This is a genomic window from Teichococcus coralli (genome assembly GCF_009829925.1).
Taxonomy (GTDB): Bacteria; Pseudomonadota; Alphaproteobacteria; order Acetobacterales; family Acetobacteraceae; genus Pseudoroseomonas; species Pseudoroseomonas coralli.
On sequence record NZ_SNVJ01000002.1, the window covers coordinates 63,918 to 84,347 of the forward strand.

Here is a 20,430-nt window from a genome sequence, read left to right on the forward strand (position 1 = left end):
GAGCGTGAACTTCGTGCCGCTGGCGACCATCGCCGCGGCCAGCCTGCTCGCCACGCTGGTGGCGCTCTGGATCGCCGCACGCGCCGCGCCGCTGCGGCGCGCCGTGCTGGCGGCCGACCGCGCACTGACCGGCCTCGCCGCCGCCCTCGCCTGCCTCGCGCTGGCCGTCGCCGCCGTCGCCGGCCTCTGGCAGGTGTTCTCGCGCTTCGCCACCGAGACGCCGGCCGTCTGGAGCGAGGCGCTCGTGCGCACGGCGCTGATCTGGATGGCGCTGCTCGGACTCGCCGTGGCGCTGCGGATGGGGGCGCTGGTCTCCATCGACGTGGCGCACCGCTACAGCGCCGGCGCCATCCAGCGGGCGCTGGAGGCGGCCTCCCTGGCCACCAGCCTCTCCCTGATGGGCGTGCTGTTCTGGTTCGGCTGGGGCATGGCGCAGCGCGTGAAGTTCCAGGAGATGGCGGGGTTGGAGGTCTCCATGTCCTGGGGCTACGCCGCCATCCCGATCGGCGCGCTGTTCGCCATGCTCGGCGCCTTCGCGCATTTCCTCGACCGCCGCTCGGCGGAGCTGGAGGTCGCGATATGACCGGCGCCATGCTCATGGTGATGCTGATCGGCTTCGCCGCAGCCGTTCCGGTGGCCGTCGCCATCGGCCTCGCCGCCATCATCGGCATCGAGGGCTGGACGCGCTTCCCGATGATCGTGGCGGCGCAGCAGATCTTCGTGGCACTCGACAAGTTCCCGCTGGCCGCCATCCCCTTCTTCATCCTGGCCGGCAACCTGATGGATGTCGGCGGCATCTCGCGCCGGCTCGTCGAGTTCGCCAAGTCCATCGTCGGCGGGGTGCAGGGCGGGCTGCCGGCCACCTGCATCGTCACCTGCATGATCTTCGCGGCGATCAGCGGCTCCTCGGTGGCCACCACCTTCGCCATCGGCACCATCATGATCCCGGCGCTGGTGAAGCACGGCTACCCCGTCGGCTTCGCGGCGGCGCTGCAGGCCACCTCGGCCGAGCTCGGCGTGATCATTCCGCCCTCCATCCCGATGATCCTCTACGGCGTGACCACGCAGGTCTCGATCCCCGAGCTATTCATCGCCGGCTTCGTGCCGGGCGCGCTGGTGGCCGCCGCGCTGGTGGCGACGGTGCTGGTCTGGTGCCGCATCAAGGGCTGGGGCAAGCAGGACGGCGACGGCCGCCTGCCCTTCCTCGCCGCGCTGAAGCAGGCGGGCTTCGCGCTGCTGATGCCCGTGATCGTGCTGGGCGGCATCTATGGCGGCGTCACCACGCCGACCGAGGCCAGCGTCATCGCGGTGTTCTACGCCATCATTGTCGGCATGCTGCTGCACCGGGAAATCGGCCTGCGGGACCTCTACCCGATCTTCCGCAAGTCGGTGGTGTCCTCCTCGGTCATCATGTTCATCATCGCCTGCGCGGCGCTGTTCTCCTACCTGCTGAACCGGCAGGGCGTGCCGGATGCGGCGGCGGCCTGGATGGTGCAGACCTTCCAGGGGCCGGTGATGTTCCTGCTCGGGGCGAACATCTTCCTGTTCATTGTCGGCATGTTCGTCGAAACCAGCGCCAGCATCATCGTGCTGGCGCCGATCCTGGCGGACGCGGCGCAGCGGGTCGGCATCGACGGGGTGCATTTCGGCACCATCATGGTGGTGAACCTGGCGCTCGGCATGATCACGCCGCCCTTCGGCGTGAACCTCTTCGCCGCCGCCCAGGTGGCCGGCTGCGGCATCGAATCGATGATGCGCTACCTTGCCGTCTTCATTGCCGTGGTGCTCGTCTGCCTCATGCTCATCACCTACCTTCCCGGCCTGACGCTGGCACTGCCGGCGCTCGTCTTCCGCTGATGCTGGCGCCCTCCCGCCCCGCCGCGCGCGGGCTCTCCCCCCGCGCGGCGCGCGCGCATCTCGCCGCCGACCCGGTGCTCGGCCCGGTGGTCCGCCAGGTCGGCGCCATCACGCTGAAGCCGGCGAAGCGCGAGCCCTATGAGGCGCTGGTGCGCGCCATCGCCCACCAGCAGGTGCATGGCCGCGCCGCCGAGGCCATGCTGGGGCGCCTGCTGGCGCTGTTCCCAGGGCACGACTTCCCACCCCCGGCCGGCATCCTGGCCCTGCCGGAGGAGGCGCTGCGCGGCTGCGGCTTCTCGGGCGCGAAATGCGCGGCTATTCTGGACATCGCCCACAAGTCGGTCGGCGGGTTGGTGCCCAGCCGCCACGCCGCCGCCCGCCTGCCGGACGAGGAGCTGATCCAGCGCCTAGTGGCGCTGCGCGGCGTCGGCCGCTGGACGGTGGAGATGCTGCTGATCTTCACGCTGGGCCGCCCCGACGTGCTGCCGGTGGACGATTTCGGCGTGCGTGAGGGCTACCGCCTCGCCGCCGGACGCGACACCCAGCCGAAGCCCAAGGAGCTGGCGGAGATCGGGCTGCCCTGGGCACCCTATCGTTCTGCGGCCGCCTGGTATCTCTGGCGCGCGGCGGACCTGGCCAAGGAAGGCCGCTTCAAGGCACCGGTGGCACTCTAGAGCATTTTCCGTTCGCACTGGCTCACGGGAAATGCTTTAGCCGTTTGTTTTGACAAGCATCTTCACCCGTCCCGATGATGCAGTCGGAACGGGGTCAGCTCTAGCCTTGAAGGCCTCCTGCCCTTACCCCAGGAAAGCCGCCACCGCCGCCAGGAAGCCCTCCGGCCGTTCCGCATGGACCCAGTGCCCCGCGCCTTTCACCGTGGCGAAGCGCGCCGCCGGGAAAAGGCGGCGGAACAGCGGACGGTGCTCGGCGCGGATGTAATCGGAATTCTCGCCCGACAGCACCAGGGTGGGCCCGCCGTACTGCACCCCCTCACGCAGCGGCGGCGCGGCTTCGATGGCTGGCAGCGCCTCGGCGATTTCATCAAGGCCGATGCGCCATGCCGGCGGATCGCTATCGAGCCGCAGGTTCTGCAGCAGGAAGCCACGCACGCCGGGATCGGGGACCGCCGCGGCCAGCGCCGCATCCGCGGTGCGCCGGGTCAGGCTCGGGGACAGTGGCATGGCACGCATCGCCGCGGCGTAGGCACGAAAGGCCGGCGGATAGTCCACCGGCGCGATGTCCGCCACGACCAGCCGCTCCACCAGGGCCGGCTCGGCCAGCGCCAGGGTCATGGCCACCTTGCCGCCCATCGAATGGCCCAGCACCACGGCGGAGCCGACCCCAAGTCCCGCGAGCGTTTCCGCGACGTCAGCGGCCATGGCCGGATAGTCCATCGCCGGGCCGTGCGGCGACTGCCCGTGGTTGCGCAGGTCCAGCGCGACCACACGCCGGGCGGCGGCCAGCGCCTTCTGCACCGTGGCGAAGTTCTGAGCCTGGCCGAAAAGGCCGTGCAGCAGCACCAGCGGGGGCTTTGGCCCCTCTCCCGCTTCGATCGCCCGCAGCCGCATGCCCGCCTCTCCTTAGCCGCGCGTCGCCACCAGCACGCTGGCGACAATCAGGCCACCGCCGATCAGCACGTCCCAGCCCAAGGGCTCGCCGAGCCAGAGAGTGGAGACGACCAGCCCGATGGCCGGCGCCAGCAGGAAGCCGACCGAGGAAACCGCCCCCGGCAGGCGCCGCCCCGCTTCGATCACCGCCCAGGTGCCGAGCGGCGCGACGATGCCCCCGATCACCAGCATATGCGGCCAGGCACCGCGCCCGATGCCGCCGTGCGGCTCCAGCAGCAATGCCATCGGCACCAGCACCACGCCGCCCAGCAGGAAGCACCAGGGAAGGACGTCCAGCATGGTGCGGCTGGGCGGAAAGCAGCGCGTGATGATGATGGCACAGGACCACAGCAGCGCCGCCAGCACCAGCATGGCGTGGCCGAGCAGCATGCCCGGTTCGCGCCAGTCCACCGCCCAAGGTCCGGCCAGCGCGGCCACCCCCGCCAGCCCCAGCGCCGCCGCCAGCCAGCGCAGCGGGGAGACGCGCTCCCGCAGCACCAGCACCGACATCGGCACCAGCCAGTAGATGGTGACGTTGGCCAGCACCGCCGTACGCCCCGCCGGCACCAGCGCCACCGCCAGGTGCGTCAGCGCGAAGAACCCGCCGAGTTGCAGCAGCCCGACGCCAAGCATCGCCGGCCAGTCCTGCCGCGCCGGCCAGGCGAGCCGGCCCGTCGCCGCCAGCACGGCCGCCGCCACCAGCGCCCCGAGCAGCGTGCGCGAGACGGCGAACCAGAGCGGCGTGGCGTAGGGCAGCGCGGCCTTGGTGATCGGCCAGGCGCCACCGAACAGCGTGACGGCGATCAGCAGCAGGCGCAGGTCGGCGAGGCGCAGCATCAGGCCGCCGGTTCGGCGACGGTCAGCATGATCTTGCCGATATGCGTGCTGCTCTCCATCAGGCGGTGTGCCGCGGCCACCTCGCGCAGCGGGAAGGTGGTATGGATCACCGGGCCGCACTCGCCGCGCGCGAGCAGCGGCCAGACCTTCGCTTCCAGCTCGGCGGCGATCGCGCCCTTCTCGGCCGTGGTGCGCGGGCGCATGGTGCTGCCGGTCACGGTCAGGCGCTTCAGCATGATCGGCCGCAGGTCCACCTTTTCCGCCTCATGGCCCTGCAGGAAGGCGATGATCACCAGCCGGCCATCCTTCGCCATGCAGCGGAGGTTGCGCTGGAAGTAGGCGGCGCCGACCATGTCCAGAAGCACGTCCACGCCGTTGCCGCCGGTGTGCTGCTTCACCGCCTCGACGAAATCCTCGTCGCGGTAGTTGATCGCGACGTCGGCGCCGAGCCTGCGGCAGGCCTCGCATTTCTCGGCGCTGCCGGCGGTGGTCAGCACCTTCGCGCCGAAGGCCTTGGCGAGCTGGATGGCGGTGACCCCGATGCCCGATGTGCCGCCATGGATCAGCACGGTATCGCCCGCCTTCAGCCGGCCATGGCCGAACAGGTTGGCCCAGACGGTGAAATAGGTCTCCGGCAGGGCCGCCGCGCGCACCGCGTCGAAGCCGGCAGGCCAGGGCAGCGCCTGTGCCTCGGGCGCCGTGCAGTATTCGGCATAGCCACCGCCATTGGCCAGCGCGCAGACGCGGTCGCCGGCCTTGTAGCGGCGCACATCCGCTCCGGCGGCGACCACCTCGCCCGCCACTTCCAGGCCGGCGATCGGGCTGGCGCCCGGCGGCGGCGGGTAAAGCCCCATCCGCTGCTGCACATCCGGCCGGTTGACGCCGGCGGCAAGCACGCGGATCAGCACCTCGTCCGGCCTTGGCGCGGGCAGCGGGCCGGTGGCGGGAACGAGAACATCCGGCCCGCCTCCCGCGCCGTGGTCGATGTAGGTCATCGCGCTCGGCAGTTCAGTCATGGCTTCCTCCTTCGCGGCAGTCGCGGCCCAAGGTGCCGCAAGGTCGGCGGCGCGTCGTCCGCCGTCAAGGCATGGCAAAACCTGCCGGCAAGTTGCGCCGAATTTGTCACGCCCGGGAAGGAGCACGGTTGCGCAATGCCTTGCTTGGGTGGACCATCCGGCATCCCTCTGCCGCGTTGCCCGCCGGAGTCCGCCATGGTCCGCACCAGCCGCCGAACACTGCTCGGCCAGGCCGCGCTTGCGCTCACCGCGCGGCCGGCGGCGGCCCAGACGCGCGCGGCCGGCGCGCCGGAGTTGCGGATTGGCGCCATCTTCCCGGCGGCCGGCCCTCTGGCGCTGCACGGCGACGAGAGCTTTCGCGGCCTGGAGCTCGCCGTGGAGGCGCGCAATGCGGCGGGCGGCGTGTTCGGCCGCCCCCTGCGCCTGGTCAAGGCGGAAGCCAGCGATGCCACCCAGGCCGGCGAGGCGGCACGCCGCCTCCTGGCGGGACCGGAACGGGTCGCCGCGCTGTTCGGCAGTTGTGCCTCCTCCGTCTCCTTCGCCGCCACGCAGGTGGCCGAGCTGGAAGGGGTCCCTTACTTCGAGCTGGGCGCGATCGCCGACACGATCACCGCGCGCGGCTTCCGCTATCTGTTCCGCAGTTGCCCGCGCAGCGCCGACTATGCGGCGCTGACGCTGCGCGCCGCACTCGGGTTGCTGCCCACGCTGTGGCGGCACGCACCGGCGGCGATGCAGGTCGCCATCTTGCATGAGAACACGCTCTACGGGCAAAGCGTGGGAATGGCGCAGGAGGCAATGCTGAAGGATAGCGCGCGGCTGCTCGGCCGCTTCGGCTATGCCTCGGGCGGCCAGGACATCCAGGCGCTGGTGCCGCGCCTCCGGGCGGCGGAAACGCAGCTCGTGCTGCATGCCGGCCAGCAGGCGGACGTCCTGCTGCTGTTCCGTGCCATGCGCGAGATCGGCTGGCGGCCGCGCATGGTGCTCGGCGCCGGCGCCGGGTACAGCCTGACGGATACCGCCCAGGCTTTGGGCCCGCAGGTCGAGGGCGTGATGACGGCCGGCTTCCCGCCCTATCTGGCCGCAGGCCGCGCTGGCGAGGAGGCAGGCCAGCTCGCCGAGGCTTATCGCGGCAAATACGGGCACGACCCGCGGTCGGGCCACAGCCTGGCGAACTTCGCGGGTGCCCGCCTGTTCCTGGAGGCGCTGCACCGCGCCGGCTCGCCGGACAAGGAACGCATCCGCGCCGCGGTGCTGGCCACCGTGCTGGACGCGCGCGAGGCGCCGCTGGGCTGGGGCGCCGGATTCGACGAAGCCGGCCAGAACCTGCGCGCCCTGCCGGTGCTCGCGCAATGGCAGGGCGGGCGGCTGGTGCCGGTCTTTCCCGAGCCGGCCGCGGCGGGCGCGCCACGGCCGGAACTCGGCTGAGCCTCAGTCCACCTTGATGCCGGCTTCCTTGATGATCGGCTCCCACTTGGCCATCTCGTCGGCCAGCCACTGCTTCGTGCTGGCCGGCGTGCTGTCGCTGCGTGGCGTCATGGTCAGGTCGGCGAGCTTCTTCTGAACCTCGTCCCTGGCCATGACCTTGTTGATCTCCTGGTTCATGCGCTGGACGATGGCGTCCGGCGTTCCGGCCGGGGCCAGCACCATGTGCCAGGTATAAGCCTCATAGCCCGGCACCCCCGCCTCGCCGAAGGTCGGGATCTCGGGCACTTGCGGCAGGCGCTTGTCGGAGGAGATCGCCAAGCCCTTGACCTCGCCCTTCTGCACGAAGGGCAGCGCGCTGTTGGCGACGTCCAGCATCATCGTCACGGTGCCGTTCAGAAGGTCCGGCATGGCGGCGGCGGAACCGCGATAGGGCACGTGGTTCACCTTCAGCCCCCCCGCCTGCTTCAGGAACAGCTCGGTGGCCAGGTGCAGCGCCGCGCCGCTGCCGGTGCTGGCATAGTCGTACTCGCCCGGGTTCTTTTTAATGAGCGCGATCAGCTCCTGCAGGTTCTTGACCGGCACATCCTTGTTGACCATCAGCAGCATCGGAATGACGCCGGTGAGCGCGACCGGCGTGAAGTCCTTCACCGGATCGAAGGGCAGGTTCGGATAGATGGCGCGGATCGCCGCCTGGGCGATGGTCGTGTAGAGGAAGGTGTGGCCATCCTTGGGCGCCTTGGCGACGGCATCGGCGCCCACCACCGTGCCCGCGCCGGTCCGGTTCTCCACGATGACGCGCTGCGGCAGCGCCTTGGACAGCTCGTCGGCGATCAGCCGCGCCGGGATGTCGGTGGGGCCGCCGGCGGAGAAGGGCACCACCAGGCGGATCGGCTGGTCCGGCCAGTTGGCCTGGGCGCGGGCGGCAGCCGGCAGAAGGGCTGGCGCCGCCAGGGTGGCGCCGAGCGCCAGGAGGTGGCGGCGATGAAGTCGCGTCATGTCAGGTCCCCGAAGAGGTTCGGGGCACCATTTAGAGGCTCGCCGAGGTTACGGAAAGTCCACCTTCCGCCCTCGCCCGCTGGCGGATCTGGCCGACGCCGAGAGGCAGGCGCGCACCGCCAGCCGGGTCGAACAGGTGCAGGCGCGATGGCGGCAGGTCAAGGCCAACTTCCGCGCCGCGCAGGGGCGGCGCCTCGGCCGGACTGTGGAAGGCCAGGGGTGCCAATCCCGCGAGGCGCGCATGCACCAGCGCCGAGGCGCCAAGATCCTCCACCATCTCCACCTTGGCCGCCAGGCCGCCCGCCGCGACGTGCTCCGGCCGGATGCCCAGCATCACGGCGCCGCGGCGCTCCACTGGCTCGGGCAGGCGCAGCAGCGTGCCGTCGATGAGGCGGACCGTGTCGCCGCTCGCCAGCACTTCGGCGGGCAACAGGTTCATGGCCGGGGCGCCGAGGAAGCCTGCCACGAAGAGGCTCGCTGGGCGCGCATAGACTTCGCGCGGGGTGCCCTGCTGCTCGATGCGGCCGGCGTTCATCACCACAAGATGGTCGGCCAGGGTCATCGCCTCCTGCTGGTCGTGCGTAACCAGCACGGAGGTGGCGCCGAGCCGCTCGTGCAGGCGCCGCAGCTCGAGCCGCATCTGCACGCGCAGCTTGGCGTCGAGGTTGGAAAGTGGCTCGTCGAAGAGGAAGACCTTGGGGTGGCGCACCATGGCGCGGCCGATGGCGACGCGCTGCCGCTGGCCGCCCGAGAGTTGGCCGGGGCGGCGGTCAAGCAGCGGGGCCAGCTCCAGAGCGCCGGCCACCTCGGCGACGCGCGCCTTCCGCTCGGCGCGGCTCAGCCCCGCCACCTTCAGCGGATAGCCGATGTTCTCCGCCACGCTCATATGCGGGTAGAGCGCGTAGTTCTGGAACACCATGGCGCAGCCGCGGTCCTTCGGCTCGCGCTCGTTCATCCGCGCGCCGCCGATGCGCAGCTCGCCGGCGTTGATCGCCTCCAGCCCGGCGACCATGCGCAGCAGCGTGGACTTGCCGCAGCCCGAGGGACCGAGGATGACCACGAAGGCGCCCTCCGGCAGGGCGAGGTCCACCTCGCGCACCGCCATGTTGGTGCCGTAGGTCTTGCTGACGCCGGTGAGTTCGATGGCGGCCATGGCGTTACTTCTCCGTCTGAACGAGGCCGCGCACGAACCAGCGTTGCATCAGCACCACGACGGCGAGCGGCGGCAGCATGGCCAGCAGCGCGCCGGCCATGACGATGTTCCATTCCGGCAGCCCGTCGCCGCGCGGCACCATGCGCGACAGCTCCACCATCACCGTGCTGCGCTCGGGCTCGGTGGTGACCAGCAGCGGCCAGAGATACTGGTTCCAGGCATAGACGAACATGATGGTGGCCAGCGCCGCCATGGTTGTGCGGGAGAGCGGCACGAGCACGTCCCACAGGAAGCGCAGCGCGCCGGCGCCGTCCATCTTGGCGGCCTCCACCAGCTCCTCCGGAATGGTCAGGAAGAACTGGCGGTAGAGGAAGGTGCCGGTGGCTGTGGCGATCAGCGGCAGGATCAGGCCGGGATAGGAGTTCAGCAGGCGCCATTGCAGCGCGACGTGGATGCCGCTGACCGCCTCGATCAATCCGGTGAGGCCGGCGGCGTCCAGGATCGCCTGGAAGGGGGCGAGCGCGTTGGCCGCCACCGCGTAGGTCGGCACGATGCGCACCTCCAGCGGCAGCATCAGCGTGATGAAGATGGCCCAGAACACCAGCACCCGCGCGCGCCAGCTGAAGAAGACGATGGCGAAGGCGGCCAGCATGGCCAGCACGATCTTGCCCAGCGTGACGCCCACCGCGACGATCAGGCTGGTGGTGAAGCGCGAGGCGAAGCCGCCGCGCCGCCAGGCTTCCGCCACGTTCTCGGTGAGGCGCGGACCGGGCAGCCAATGGATCGGCACGCTGTTCACGCCCACCACATCCTTTGTGGCGGCGACGAAGGCGAGCCAGACCGGCACCAGCAGCGCCACCGCCGAGAGCAGCAGCAGCGCATGGGTGAAGATGTCGAGCCAGGGACGGCGTTCGACCATGGCGCTCCCTCCCCTCAGCGGTAATGCATCTTCCGCTCGACGAAGCGGAACTGGATGACGGTGAGCAGGATGACGAGGCCCATCAGCACGATGCTCTGGGCGGCGGCGCCGGAATAGTCGAGGCCTTTGAAGCCGTCGGCGTAGATCTTGTAGACCATGATCTCCGTCGCGCGGGCCGGGCCGCCGGCGGTCATGATGTCCACCAGGCCGAAGCTGTTGGTGAAGCTGTCCGTCAGGTTGATGACCACGAGGAAGAAGAAGGTGGGCGCCAGCAGCGGCACCTGGAGGTCGCGCATGCGCCGCATCGGGCCGGCGCCGTCCATCGCCGCCGCCTCCGTGAGCGAACGCGGGATGGATTGCAGCCCGGCGAGGAAAAAGACGAAGTTGTAGGCCACGAGCTGCCAGGCGCCGGCCAGGATGAGCATCAGCATGGCGTGGGCGCCGTTCAGCGCCGGGTTCCAGGCGCCGGGCCAGAGGGCGTTCAGCGCGCTGAATACGCCGGCGCGGGGATCGAAGACGAAGCGGAAGATCATGCCGATGGCCGGCGCGGCGATGGCATAGGGCCAGATCAGCGCCACGCCCCAGCCGCGGCTGCCGCGCACCTCGCGGTCGATGAACAGCGCCAGCAGCAGGGCGATGAAGATGGCCACCGCCGAGGTGCCGAAGGCATAGAACAGGCTGACCCGGACCGACGACCAGTAGGCGGAACTGGAGAAGATCTCCTGGAAGTTCTGCCAGCCGACCCATTGCCGCCCGCCGCCCCAGGGCTGCTCCAGCGTGAAGGCCCAGTGGAACGCCTCGCCGGTCGGCCAGTAGAAGAAGACGAAGATGATCAGCAGCTGCGGCAGCACCAGCAGCCAGGGCAGCAGCGGCGAGCGGAAGGTGGCGCGGCGTTCCAAAGGCGACCTCGTGCGGCGAACGGGAAAACCCGCGCGCACCGGAGGGTGCGCGAAGGGAAGGCTCAGGCCATGATCAGGGCAGCGTCTTGCTGCGATAGGTCTGCTGGAAGCGGCGCAGCAGCTGGTTGCCCTGCTCCTGCAGCGAGGCCAGCGCCTGGTCCATGGTCTTTTGCCCGGCGAAGGCGGCCTGCATCTCGTTGGCGTAAGCCGCGCGGAACTGCGTCAGGTTGCCGAGGCGCAGGCCCTTGGTCAGCGGTGTCGGCTCGCGCAGCAGCAGGCTCTGCATGGCGACCTCGCGGCCGACATTCTCTGGGCGCTCGAAGAAGCCCTCGTCCTTCATCCGCTCATAGCCGGCGCGGGTGACGGGAACGTAGCCGGTCCTGGTGGACCAGAATTCCTCGCTCTCCGGCGTGGCCAGGAAGGCGAAGAAGGCCGCCGCGCCCTTGTACTCCGCCTGCGGGCGGCCCTTCAGCGCCCAGAGCGAGGCGCCGCCGACGCGGGTGTTGTAGCGCTCGTGCCCGGCATAGACCGGCAGCAGCGCCGGGGTCCAGTCGAGGCCTTCCTTCGCGGTCAGGCGTACCGTCTGGTGGCTGGCGATGGAGCCGAAGGTCACGGCGCAGTCGCCGCTGGCGAAGGAGGCGATGACGTTCTGGCCGCTCTCGGCCGTGCGCACCTTCACCAGGCCGTCCTGGTACCAGTTCAGCAGGTTGTTGAGGTGCTGCTTCACCAGCGGCTGGCTGTCGAAGACGTATTCCGCGTCCAGCCCGCCATAACCGTTGTCCTTGCTGGCGACGGGAATGTTGTGCGCGGCGGTGAACTGCTCGAACAGCGCCCAGCTGTCGAAGTCCATGGACATCGGGCACTGGCTGCCGGCCTGCTTGAGCGCCACCAGCGCCTTGTGCAGCTCCTCCCAGGTGGCGGGCGGGTTCTCGAAGCCGACTTTCCGGCCCTCGCCGCGGTGCCAGTACATCACCGCCGTCGAGGAGTTGAAGGGGAAGGAGAGCATCTCGCCCTTCGAGTTCGCGTAATAGGCGGCGATCGGCGCGATGTAGTTGCTCCAGTCCACCTCGTGGCTCTGCTCGGACATCAGCTCGCGCGCCGGCAGGTACTGCCCGGAGAGCATCAGGTCGGCGGTGCCGATGTCATAGACCTGCACGACGGTGGGCTGCTCGCCGGCGCGGAAGGCGGCGATGGTGTTCTGCAGCGCCTTGGCATAGTCGCCCTGGCTGGTGCAGGTGATCTGATACCTATCCTGGCTGTTGTTGAAGCGTTTGCAGACCTCCTGCACCACGTCGCTCAGCTGGCCGGTGAGGCCGTACCAGAAGGTGAAGTTCTGGCGCTGCTGCGCCCGGGCATCCGGCGCGCCGAGCGTGAGCGCGAGGCCGGCCGCCAGCGCCGTCAGACGAAACTTCATGCGATCCCCCGATCTTCCCGAGCGGGCACGGCGAGGCCGGCCCTGTCGAGCGGGGGATTAACGGCGCCTCATGACACCGGCTTGACGCTCGCATGACCGTCCGGAGACGACGCGCCGACGAGGTGGCCGTAGAGCGCCGGATCGGTCGCGCCCTCGGTGCCGAAGACCAGCACCCGGCTGCCCGCATCCAGGCCGAGCGCGCCGCGCGCCGCCGGATCGTCCGCCGCCAGCAACAGGCCCGCAAGCCCGGCCACGGCGCTCTCCCCGGCCACGATGGCGGGGCTGCGCGCGGCCAGGAGGCGCATCACGTCCACCGCCGTGCTGTCGCTCACCGACATGAAGGCGAAGGCGCTGCGCTCCAGCTCCTGCCACGCGAGCAAGCTCGGCTCGCCACAGGCGAGGCCCGCCATCAGCGTGTCCAGCTCGCCCGTCACGGCCACCGCCTGCCCTGCCTCGGCGCTGGCCAGCAGGCACGCCGCCTGCTCCGGCTCCACCACGATCAGGCGCGCCGCGGTGCCGAAGCGGCTGCGCAACTGCGTCGAGACCGCCGCGGCGACGCCGCCCACCCCACCCTGGATGAAGACATGCGTCGGCGGCGCCGGCAGCGCGGCGAGGGCTTCCTCGGCCATCAGCCGATAGCCCTGCATGACGTCGCGCGGCACCTCGGTGTAGCCGGGATAGGAGGTGTCGGAGACGACGAACCAGCCTTCCCGTTCCGCCGCGCCAGCGGCCTCGCGCACCGCGTCGTCATAGTTGCCCGGCACCACGCGGATCTCGGCGCCATAGGCGGCGATGGCATCCCGCCGCCCCTGGCTCACGCCCTCATGCACGAAGATGACGCAGCGCGCCCCGAAGCGCTGCGCGCCCCAGGCCACCGAGCGGCCGTGGTTGCCATCCGTGGCGCAGGTGACGGTGATGGCGCGTGTCGCCTCGGCATAACGGCCTTCAAGGATCTCGCTGACACGCGCCGCGTGGGCCACGCCCCGTTTCGCCAGTTCGGCCACCAGCAGCCGCGCCACGGCATAGGCGCCACCCAGCGCCTTGAAGCTGCCGAGGCCGAAGCGGCTGCCCTCGTCCTTGTAGTGGAGCGCCGCGATGCCGCAGGCTGCCGCAATTTCCGGCAGCGGGTGCAAGGGCGTGACGGCATAGCCGGGCCAGGCGGCGATCTCGGCGGCGGCGCGGCGGTACCCGCTCTCGGAAAGCACCACCACGCCGGGCGTGCCGTGGTGCGGATTGGTGAAAAGGCGGGAGGGACGGTGCGGGATCATCCCCGCAGCTTGGCCCGGCGCGCGGCGCGCGGCAATCTGGCGGAATCGGCAACCAAGGCGAGGAAACCATGCACATCACCATTCTCGGCGGGGGCGGCTTCCTCGGCCGCAAGCTGGCGGCACGGCTGGCGCGGGAGGGCCAGCTCGATGGCCGCCGCGTCACCGCGCTGACCCTGTTCGACCTGAACACGCCCGTCCCGCCGGCCGAGGCGCCCTTCCCCATCCGCACCCTGGCCGGCGACGTGACTGACCGCGCCGCCCTGGCCGAGGCCATTCCGCCGCAGACCGAAGTGATCTTCCACCTCGCCGCCGTGGTCAGCGCCGCGGCGGAGGCCGATTTCGACCTGGGCATGAAGGTCAACCTGCATGGGACGCTGGCGGTGCTCGACACCTGCCGGACGCTCCCGAAGCCGCCGCGCGTGGTCTTCACCTCCTCGGTGGCCAGCTTCGGCGGCGGCCAGGGTGCCATGGTGCCGGATGACGGCCGCCAGGTGCCCGCCAACTCCTACGGCGCGCAAAAGGCGATCGGCGAGCTGCTGCTGCAGGACGCCTCCCGCCGCGGCTTCCTCGACGCCGTCTGCATCCGCCTGCCCACGGTGATGGTGCGGCCCGGGCGGCCGAACAAGGCGGCCTCCTCCTTCGTCTCGGCGGTGCTGCGGGAGCCGCTGCTCGGCCTCCCCGCCACCTGTCCGGTGGAGGAGGATTTCGCCGTGTGGATCTGCTCGCCGCGCCGCGCGGTCGAATGGTTCCTCTACGCCGCGACGATGGACACCGCGCCGCTCGGCCTGGACCGTGGCATCAACCCGCCCGGCGCGTCGGTCTCGGTGGCGCAGATGCTCGCCGCCCTGCCGCAGGAAGCCCGCAGGCTGGTCAGCTTCGTGCCGGATACGACCATCCAGGCCATCGTCTCCGGCTGGCCCGCCGCCTTCACCGCCGAGCGCGCGCGGCGCCTCGGCTTCTCGGAGCAGGAACCGCTGACGGAGGTGGTTCGCGCCTTCATCGAGGATGACCTGGAGGCCACCCGAGCCGAGCGCGCCACGGGGTAAGGAAAAGTTCGGGGGGAAGGAATTCCCCCCGAGCCTCCCATCCTTTTTCTTTCAGTTAAGCCCGTGCTGCAAGCTCGGGGAACGCGGATGGGAGCCTGGCGGAAGCCCTGCCCCCAGCCTGCTTACTTCGCCTGATCCTTGCACCACTGCGCCAGCTCGGCATGCGTGGCGAACCAGATGCCCTGATGCCCCTTGATGTGCTCGACCAGCCGCTCCAGCAGCGCGATGCGGCTGCGGTGGCCGATGATGTGCGGGTGCATGGTCAGCAGGAAGGTGCCGCCCTCGGCATAGGCGCCGTCGAACTCGGCGCGGAAGATCTCCTCAACGCCGGAGGGCGGCGTGTAGGGCCGGATCGCGGAGAAGCGCAGCATGTTCATGTAGGGCGCGTCGTCGCGGATCCACTCCGGCGGCAGCTCGACGATGCCGGTCGGCTCGCCCTGCGCCAGCAGCTCGTAAGGCTCGTCATCGGCCATCAGCGAGCTGTCGTAGAGCAGCCCCATCTCACGGATGATGTCGAGCGTGTCCACGGAAAAGTCCCAGCTCGCCGTGCGGATGCCGACGGGGCGGCGGCCCGCGGCCTTCTCCAGCGTGTCCGCGGCACGCAGCGTCAGTTCGCGCTCCACGCCCGGCGGCAGCGCGGTGTTGGCCTCGTGGATCCAGGAATGCACGCCGATCTCATGGCCCTCCCCGGCCACCGCGCGCACCTCCTCGGGATGCAGCAGCGCCGAAACGGCCGGGTAGAAGAAGCTGGCCTTGATGCCGTGCCGGTCGAGCAGCCGCCGGATGCGCGGCACCCCCTGGCGCGAGCCGTACTGGCCCTGGCTGATGCGCATCGGGCTTTCGTCGGCATCGCGCAGCGGGATGGTCTCATGGTCGGCGTCGAAGGAGAGCGCGACGCAGCAGCGTGCCCCGTTCGGCCAGGCCTTCGGCGCCAGGCTGCGGCCGGCATAGGCGCGGCCGACGATGTGACGCCACTGCTCCTCCGGCAATTCCCAAGGCTTTTTGGCGGGCTGATCGGTCATCGCGGGACTCCGTGTGGCAGGAACGGCGCCGATCCTGCGTCCGCCCGGACGGCATGGAAACCCCCCTGCCCCGGTGGTGGCACGGGAGCTGCCGCGGTTGCGAAGCGATCCGGCAAGCGCCGCGGAACCGCTCAACGAATGCCGGGGTCTTCATCCCGGTCAGCAACAGCGGTCGGCTGGTCTCGGGGGGCGCACCGCAGGGCATGCCACGCTTCAGGCGGATCCGGCGGATCGTGCAGAGGGCCAAGGGCCGAGCGCCCGGCCTTCATCCTCTCGGGGTTCAGGCCGCACGGCCTCGGCGGAACGACCAGGTTCTGTGGCCATGGGCTGGAGAGCTTCGCGCTGATGGGCAGTCTGGCCGCCGTCACCCCCCACATCAAGCGCCTCGCCTCCAGCCTTGTGCTGACGCTGCTGACCGCCAGCGCCGCGCGGAGGCCGGAGGCGGCGGCCGCATCGCCCGACGTGAAGGCTCCCGGGCCGTTCCTGCAGGACTTCCCGCCCGGCCTCGATCCGTTCGGCCGCGCAGCCGGGCCCTGATACGCGGCGGCGGGTGCCGGAGCCGGCCCGAGCGCGCCGCTCTGGCGTCAAGGCGCCTGCCGGGGCAAGTTGGGCGCGGGCCGGGCGCCCATCGCCCCGGCTCAGACTTCTTAAGGCGGAATCCAGCATGTCCGATACCGATCCGGCCCTGATGTCGGCCGAGCAGCTCCTGGCTCTCTACGCGCGCCGCCGCCTTTCCCCGGTCGAGGCGTTGCAGGCCGTGCTGGAGCGGGTCGCGCGCTACAATCCCTGGGTCAACGCCTTCGCGGTGCTGAACCCGAAGGCGCTCGCCCAGGCCGGCGAATCGGAGGCGCGCTGGGCCGCCGGCCGGCCGATCGGGCCGCTCGACGGCGTGCCGGCCACCGTGAAGGACCTGCTGAACCTGCAAGGCTTTCCCACCCGCCGCGGCAGCAAGACCACCGACACCGCCCCCGCGATGGAGGACGCCCCCGCCGTGGTCGGGCTGAAGGCTGCGGGCGCCGTCATCCTCGGCAAGACCACCACCACCGAGTTCGGCTGGAAGACTCCGGGCGACTGCCCGCTGCACGGCATCACCCGCAATCCCTGGAACGCGCAGCGCACCGTGGGCGGCTCCTCCTCCGGCGCCGGCGCGGCAGGTGCCGCAGGCTTCGGGCCGCTGCATGTCGGTACCGATGCCGGCGGCTCCATCCGCATTCCCGCCGCCTATTGCGGGCTGGTGGGCTTCAAGCCGACCTATGGCCGCATCCCGCAATGGCCGCACAGCGCCTTCGGCCAGGTTTCCTGCGCCGGGCCGATGACGCGCACCGTGCGGGACGCCGCGCTGATGTTCTCCGCCATGGCGCAGGGCGACGTCCGCGACCCATTCTGCCTGCATGACGAGCCGCGCGACTGGCGCGCCGGCATCGAGGAGGGCGTGGCCGGGCTGCGGGTCGCCGTGGTGCGCCGCCTGGGCTATGCCCCGCCGATCGACGCCGAGGGCGAGGCCGCCGTGCTGACCGCCGCGCGCATCCTCTCCGAGGCGGGCGCGATCGTCGAGGACGCCGACCCGGCGCTGCCCGACACCCGCCACATCTTCGGGCGGGTCTGGGGCGTGGCGCTGGCGCGGCTGGTCAGGACCATGGCACCGGAGAAGCGCGACCTGCTGGACAAGGGGCTGGAGGAGGTGGCGGAGCGCGAGGGCGGCATGTCCGCCATCGACTTTCTTGGCGCCGAGGCGATGCGTGGCGAGGCGGCGCATGCGATGGCGCGCTTCCACCTGAAATACGACCTGGTGCTCTGCCCAACGACCCCCACCGCCGCCTTTGCCGCCGACACCCCGACGCTGAAGCCCACCGAGGCGCTGTGGCGGGACTGGGCACCCTGGACCTTCGCCTTCAACCTGACCCGCCAGCCCGCCATCACCGTGCCCTTCGGGACCGACGAGGACGGCATGCCGCGTGGCGTGCAGTTCGCGGCGGCGCAGTTGCGGGACGACCTCTGCTTCCGCGCGGCGCGGGTGATCGAGCAGGCGGTGACGCTGCCGCCGCCGAAGCCCGAGGCGCAGGCCTGCGCGCACCATGCGCACTGACGGAAGCCGCCAGTGTCGCGGCAGGCACCTCGCCCTGCCACGCCGCAGCTTCTGTGGGGGCTGCGGCGTTAGCACCGCATGAGCCTTACACGACGGGCCCTGCCCTTCCTCGCGCCGCTGATCAGCGGCTGCACTCCGGCCCGGCTGGCCAACGCACTGACCCCTTCCGGCGGCTACCGCCTCGAGGCCGGCCTGACCTACCAGCCCGGGCCGCGTGGCGGCCTCGACGTCTACGAGCCGGCGGGAGCCTCGCCCGCGACGCCGCTGCTGGTTTTCTTCTACGGAGGCGGCTGGCGCTCCGGCGACCGGGAGGCCTATCGCTTCGTTGCGCAGGCGCTGACCACGCTGGGCTGCGCCGTCGCCGTGCCGGACTACCGGCTGATGCCGGAGGGCCCCTGGCCTGCCTTCATGGAGGACGGCGCCGCCGCGGTGCGGTGGCTGCGGCAGGGTCCAGCCGCCGGCCGGCCGATGGTGCTGATGGGGCACTCCGCCGGCGCCTTCATTGCGCTCGGTCTCGCCACCGATCCGCGCTGGCTGGGCGATGCGGCGCGGAGCCGGCTGGCCGCCGCCATTGGCCTTGCCGGCCCCTACGACTTCCAGCCCGAGGCGCCGGAATATCTCGCCACCTTTGCCCGCGCGCCCGGCCGGCATGCCCGCGCCACGCCGTTGGATGCGGGGGAGCTGGCGGGCAGCCCGCCCACGCTGCTGATGCACGGCCTGGCGGACGACCTGGTCAGCCCCGGGCAATCCCGCGTGCTGGCGGCGCGGCTGCAGTCCGCCGGCTGTCCGGTCCGGGAGATCGAGTATGCCGGCCTCGGACATATCGGCCTTGTTGCCGCCCTGGCGGCGCCGCTGCGGCAGCTCGGCCTGGCCGGCGCACCCGTGCTGGCGGATATCGGCGCCTTCCTCAGGGACTACGGGCTGCGCGAGCCCGCCCGCCCTGCCTAGCCGTTACCGGCATCGGCGTGCCCGCGCATCCCCTGAACGGCGCTTTCAAGCTGCCGCATGGAATAGGGCTTGGCCAGGAACCCGACACCCTGCTGCAGGGCGGGTGGCAGCGAAACGGCGGCCTCGGCATGGCCGCTGGCCAGCAGCACCGGCAGGCCCGGATGCAACTGCCGGGCCTCGGCCGCCAGCACGATGCCGTTCATCCCGGGAAGGCTGACGTCGGTGATCATCAAGGCCGGGGCGGGGTTCGACTTCAGCCAGTCCAGCGCCTGCTCGGCGCGGCCGACGCCGATCGCCTCGAAGTCCATCATCTCCAGCATCTGAATGAGGTTCATGCAGATCAGCGGCTCGTCCTCGACGACCAGCACGACGCTGCCGACAGGCCAGCCTTGACCCTCCTCGGGCATGTCGGTGGCTGCGGCGGAGAGGCTGCGCGGCACGGCCTTGGCCAGATGCATGGTGGTTCCTTCCGGGGAAAGCGGACGGTCAGCCTGACTCAAGGGGCGCACCTCCACATTGTGCCGTCCAGTCGAGAATGGGGGCGAGGATCACGGATGCGCGGCCACGCCGACGCAGCGGGCGCAGCCTGCTCTCCACGATCCGATCCTGGAATGCGGTAGCCAACTTCCCCGCCTCTGTCCATTCCCCGTGGAACATCTTTGCGCGCCGGCTTCACGGCGAGCGGCGAACGCGGCACCTTGGCGCCGCAACCGCAGCATCGAGGAGAGTGGCGTATGAGCGCCAGCGAAGCACGGATCACGGAATGGCTGGCGACCCAGCAGGGCGCCATGCTGGCCGAGCTGGAGGCCATGGTAAACATCGATGGCGGCAGCTACGACAAGGCGGGCGTCGATGCGGTGGGCGAGCGCGTGAGGGCCTTCTGCGCGCGGCACAGCATCGCCGTCGAGGTCGTGCCCGGCCAGCAGCACGGCGACTGCCTGCGGGCGACGGTGGCGGGCGAGCAAGCAGCCGGCTCGGGCAATGCGCAGCGCAACATCGTGCTGATGGGCCATCGCGACACGGTGTTCCCCAAGGGGGAGCCGGAGCGGCGCCCCTTCCGCGTCGAGAACGGCATCGCCACCGGCCCGGGGGTCTGCGACATGAAGGCCGGCCTGGTGCAGAACATGTTCGTGCTGGCCGCCTTCGCGCAGTTCGGCGGCGCGCCCGGCCCGCTGGTCGGCCTGTTCACCGGCGATGAGGAGATCGGCTCCCCCGAGGGCCGCCCGGTGATCGAGGCGGAAGCCCGCAAGGCCCGCGTCGTCTTCAACTCCGAGCCCGGCCGCCCCTCCGGCGCCGTGGTCACCGGCCGCAAGGGCGGCGTGTTCATGGTGATGGACATCGAGGGCAAGGCCGCCCATTCCGGCGGCAACTTCGAGGCAGGCATCAGCGCCATCGAGGAACTGGCCCGCAAGGTGCAAGCGATCCATGCGCTGACTGACATCCCCCGCGGCATCACGCTGAATGTCGGCCTGGTCTCGGGTGGCCAGTCGGTCAACACCGTCGCGCCCTGGGCGCAGGGACAGATCGACCTGCGCTACATCCATCCCGAGGACCGCGACGACGTCATGGGCCGCATCCACGCCATTGTGGAGAAGAGCTTCGTTCCCGGCACGCGCGCGCGGCTGGCGATCCGCGGCGAGTTCCTGCCGCTGGCGCAGAACCCCGGCACCGATGCGGTCTTCGGCATCTACAAGGCGGCCGCGGCGGAAAGCGGCTTCGAGACCATGGGCGAGTTCGCCGGCGGCTGCGCTGACAGCGGCTTCACCGCGGCGGTCGGCGCGCCGACGCTCTGCGCCGTGGGCCCGGTGGGCGGGAAGGCGCACAGCCCGGAGGAATACCTGGAGGTCGCGACCCTTGTGCCGCGCGCCCAGGCCCTCGCACGGGCCATCCTGAAGCTGGAGAGCGCCGGCCTCTGAGGCCATGAAGCGGCCGGGAGG

General features: G+C 70.9%; 20 protein-coding genes. 9 read left to right on the plus strand and 11 right to left on the minus strand.

What is annotated here, in order from left to right; all coding sequences use genetic code 11:
* The first annotated feature begins 4 nt into the window (after positions 1–4).
* Genes E0493_RS02370 through E0493_RS02380 form a run of 3 tightly spaced genes read left to right on the plus strand, consistent with a single transcriptional unit; the run spans position 5 to position 2,531 of the window.
* The gene (locus tag E0493_RS02370) at positions 5–583 is read left to right on the plus strand and encodes a TRAP transporter small permease (protein ID WP_160935610.1); all 579 of its coding nucleotides are present in this window, start codon (positions 5–7) and stop codon (positions 581–583) included.
* Complete coding sequence (locus tag E0493_RS02375) at positions 580–1,857, plus strand: TRAP transporter large permease (protein ID WP_160935319.1); 1,278 nt, start codon at positions 580–582, stop codon at positions 1,855–1,857. Before E0493_RS02370 ends, E0493_RS02375 begins: the two co-directional genes overlap by 4 nt.
* Positions 1,857–2,531: a DNA-3-methyladenine glycosylase family protein gene (locus E0493_RS02380; protein WP_160935320.1), complete on the plus strand. Its 675-nt coding sequence runs from the start codon at positions 1,857–1,859 to the stop codon at positions 2,529–2,531. The genes E0493_RS02375 and E0493_RS02380 overlap by 1 nt, the downstream gene beginning before the upstream one ends.
* A gap of 123 nt (positions 2,532–2,654) precedes the next feature.
* Here E0493_RS02380 and E0493_RS02385 read toward each other — a convergent pair whose 3' ends face one another.
* The 3 genes from E0493_RS02385 to E0493_RS02395 are packed head-to-tail and all read right to left on the minus strand — an operon-like array spanning position 2,655 to position 5,317.
* Entirely contained in the window at positions 2,655–3,425 is a 771-nt protein-coding gene (locus E0493_RS02385) for an alpha/beta fold hydrolase (RefSeq protein ID WP_160935321.1), read from the minus strand.
* A 12-nt stretch (positions 3,426–3,437) separates the two neighbouring features.
* Entirely contained in the window at positions 3,438–4,301 is an 864-nt protein-coding gene (locus tag E0493_RS02390) for a DMT family transporter (RefSeq protein ID WP_160935322.1), read from the minus strand.
* A complete protein-coding gene (locus E0493_RS02395) occupies positions 4,301–5,317 on the minus strand; it encodes an NAD(P)H-quinone oxidoreductase (RefSeq protein ID WP_160935323.1) in 1,017 nt (338 codons plus the stop codon). The genes E0493_RS02390 and E0493_RS02395 overlap by 1 nt, the downstream gene beginning before the upstream one ends.
* Before the next feature lie 195 nt (positions 5,318–5,512).
* On the opposite strand from E0493_RS02395, the gene E0493_RS02400 reads away from it, so the two are divergent.
* A complete protein-coding gene (locus E0493_RS02400; RefSeq protein ID WP_160935324.1) occupies positions 5,513–6,742 on the plus strand; it encodes an ABC transporter substrate-binding protein in 1,230 nt (409 codons plus the stop codon).
* Positions 6,743–6,745: 3 nt separating this feature from the next.
* Here E0493_RS02400 and E0493_RS02405 read toward each other — a convergent pair whose 3' ends face one another.
* From E0493_RS02405 to E0493_RS02430, 6 genes are all read right to left on the minus strand, one after another.
* A complete protein-coding gene (locus E0493_RS02405) occupies positions 6,746–7,738 on the minus strand; it encodes a Bug family tripartite tricarboxylate transporter substrate binding protein (RefSeq protein ID WP_160935325.1) in 993 nt (330 codons plus the stop codon).
* 31 nt (positions 7,739–7,769) lie between these two features.
* Complete coding sequence (locus E0493_RS02410; protein ID WP_160935326.1) at positions 7,770–8,891, minus strand: ABC transporter ATP-binding protein; 1,122 nt, start codon at positions 8,889–8,891, stop codon at positions 7,770–7,772.
* Between the two features lie 4 nt (positions 8,892–8,895).
* On the minus strand, positions 8,896–9,810 hold the full coding sequence (locus tag E0493_RS02415) for an ABC transporter permease subunit (protein WP_160935327.1): 915 nt from the start codon (positions 9,808–9,810) through the stop codon (positions 8,896–8,898).
* A gap of 14 nt (positions 9,811–9,824) precedes the next feature.
* Complete coding sequence (locus tag E0493_RS02420; RefSeq protein ID WP_160935328.1) at positions 9,825–10,709, minus strand: ABC transporter permease subunit; 885 nt, start codon at positions 10,707–10,709, stop codon at positions 9,825–9,827.
* 73 nt (positions 10,710–10,782) lie between these two features.
* Complete coding sequence (locus E0493_RS02425) at positions 10,783–12,123, minus strand: extracellular solute-binding protein (protein WP_160935329.1); 1,341 nt, start codon at positions 12,121–12,123, stop codon at positions 10,783–10,785.
* Between the two features lie 68 nt (positions 12,124–12,191).
* The gene (locus E0493_RS02430) at positions 12,192–13,391 is read right to left on the minus strand and encodes a diaminopropionate ammonia-lyase (protein WP_160935330.1); all 1,200 of its coding nucleotides are present in this window, start codon (positions 13,389–13,391) and stop codon (positions 12,192–12,194) included.
* A 68-nt stretch (positions 13,392–13,459) separates the two neighbouring features.
* On the opposite strand from E0493_RS02430, the gene denD reads away from it, so the two are divergent.
* Positions 13,460–14,437, plus strand: a complete 978-nt coding sequence (gene denD / locus E0493_RS02435; protein WP_160935331.1) for a D-erythronate dehydrogenase — start codon at positions 13,460–13,462, stop codon at positions 14,435–14,437.
* Positions 14,438–14,559: 122 nt separating this feature from the next.
* Here denD and E0493_RS02440 read toward each other — a convergent pair whose 3' ends face one another.
* A complete protein-coding gene (locus tag E0493_RS02440) occupies positions 14,560–15,459 on the minus strand; it encodes a polysaccharide deacetylase family protein (protein WP_160935332.1) in 900 nt (299 codons plus the stop codon).
* A gap of 345 nt (positions 15,460–15,804) precedes the next feature.
* Here E0493_RS02440 and E0493_RS02445 point away from each other — a divergent pair, with 345 nt between their 5' ends.
* The 3 genes from E0493_RS02445 to E0493_RS02455 all read left to right on the plus strand — a co-directional run bounded on the left by E0493_RS02445 (position 15,805) and on the right by E0493_RS02455 (position 18,493).
* Complete coding sequence (locus tag E0493_RS02445) at positions 15,805–15,996, plus strand: hypothetical protein (protein WP_160935333.1); 192 nt, start codon at positions 15,805–15,807, stop codon at positions 15,994–15,996.
* 127 nt (positions 15,997–16,123) lie between these two features.
* Positions 16,124–17,545 carry an amidase gene (locus E0493_RS02450; protein WP_160935334.1) on the plus strand — a complete coding sequence of 474 codons (1,422 nt, stop codon included), beginning with the start codon at positions 16,124–16,126 and terminating at the stop codon, positions 17,543–17,545.
* Between the two features lie 78 nt (positions 17,546–17,623).
* Entirely contained in the window at positions 17,624–18,493 is an 870-nt protein-coding gene (locus tag E0493_RS02455; protein ID WP_160935335.1) for an alpha/beta hydrolase, read from the plus strand.
* On the opposite strand, the gene E0493_RS02460 is transcribed toward E0493_RS02455, so the two are convergent.
* Positions 18,490–18,951, minus strand: coding sequence for a response regulator (locus E0493_RS02460; RefSeq protein ID WP_160935336.1), 462 nt, complete (start codon positions 18,949–18,951; stop codon positions 18,490–18,492). The genes E0493_RS02455 and E0493_RS02460 overlap by 4 nt on opposite strands.
* Positions 18,952–19,227: 276 nt before the next feature.
* Here E0493_RS02460 and E0493_RS02465 point away from each other — a divergent pair, with 276 nt between their 5' ends.
* On the plus strand, positions 19,228–20,409 hold the full coding sequence (locus tag E0493_RS02465; RefSeq protein WP_160935337.1) for a M20 family metallopeptidase: 1,182 nt from the start codon (positions 19,228–19,230) through the stop codon (positions 20,407–20,409).
* Positions 20,410–20,430: the final 21 nt, after the last annotated feature.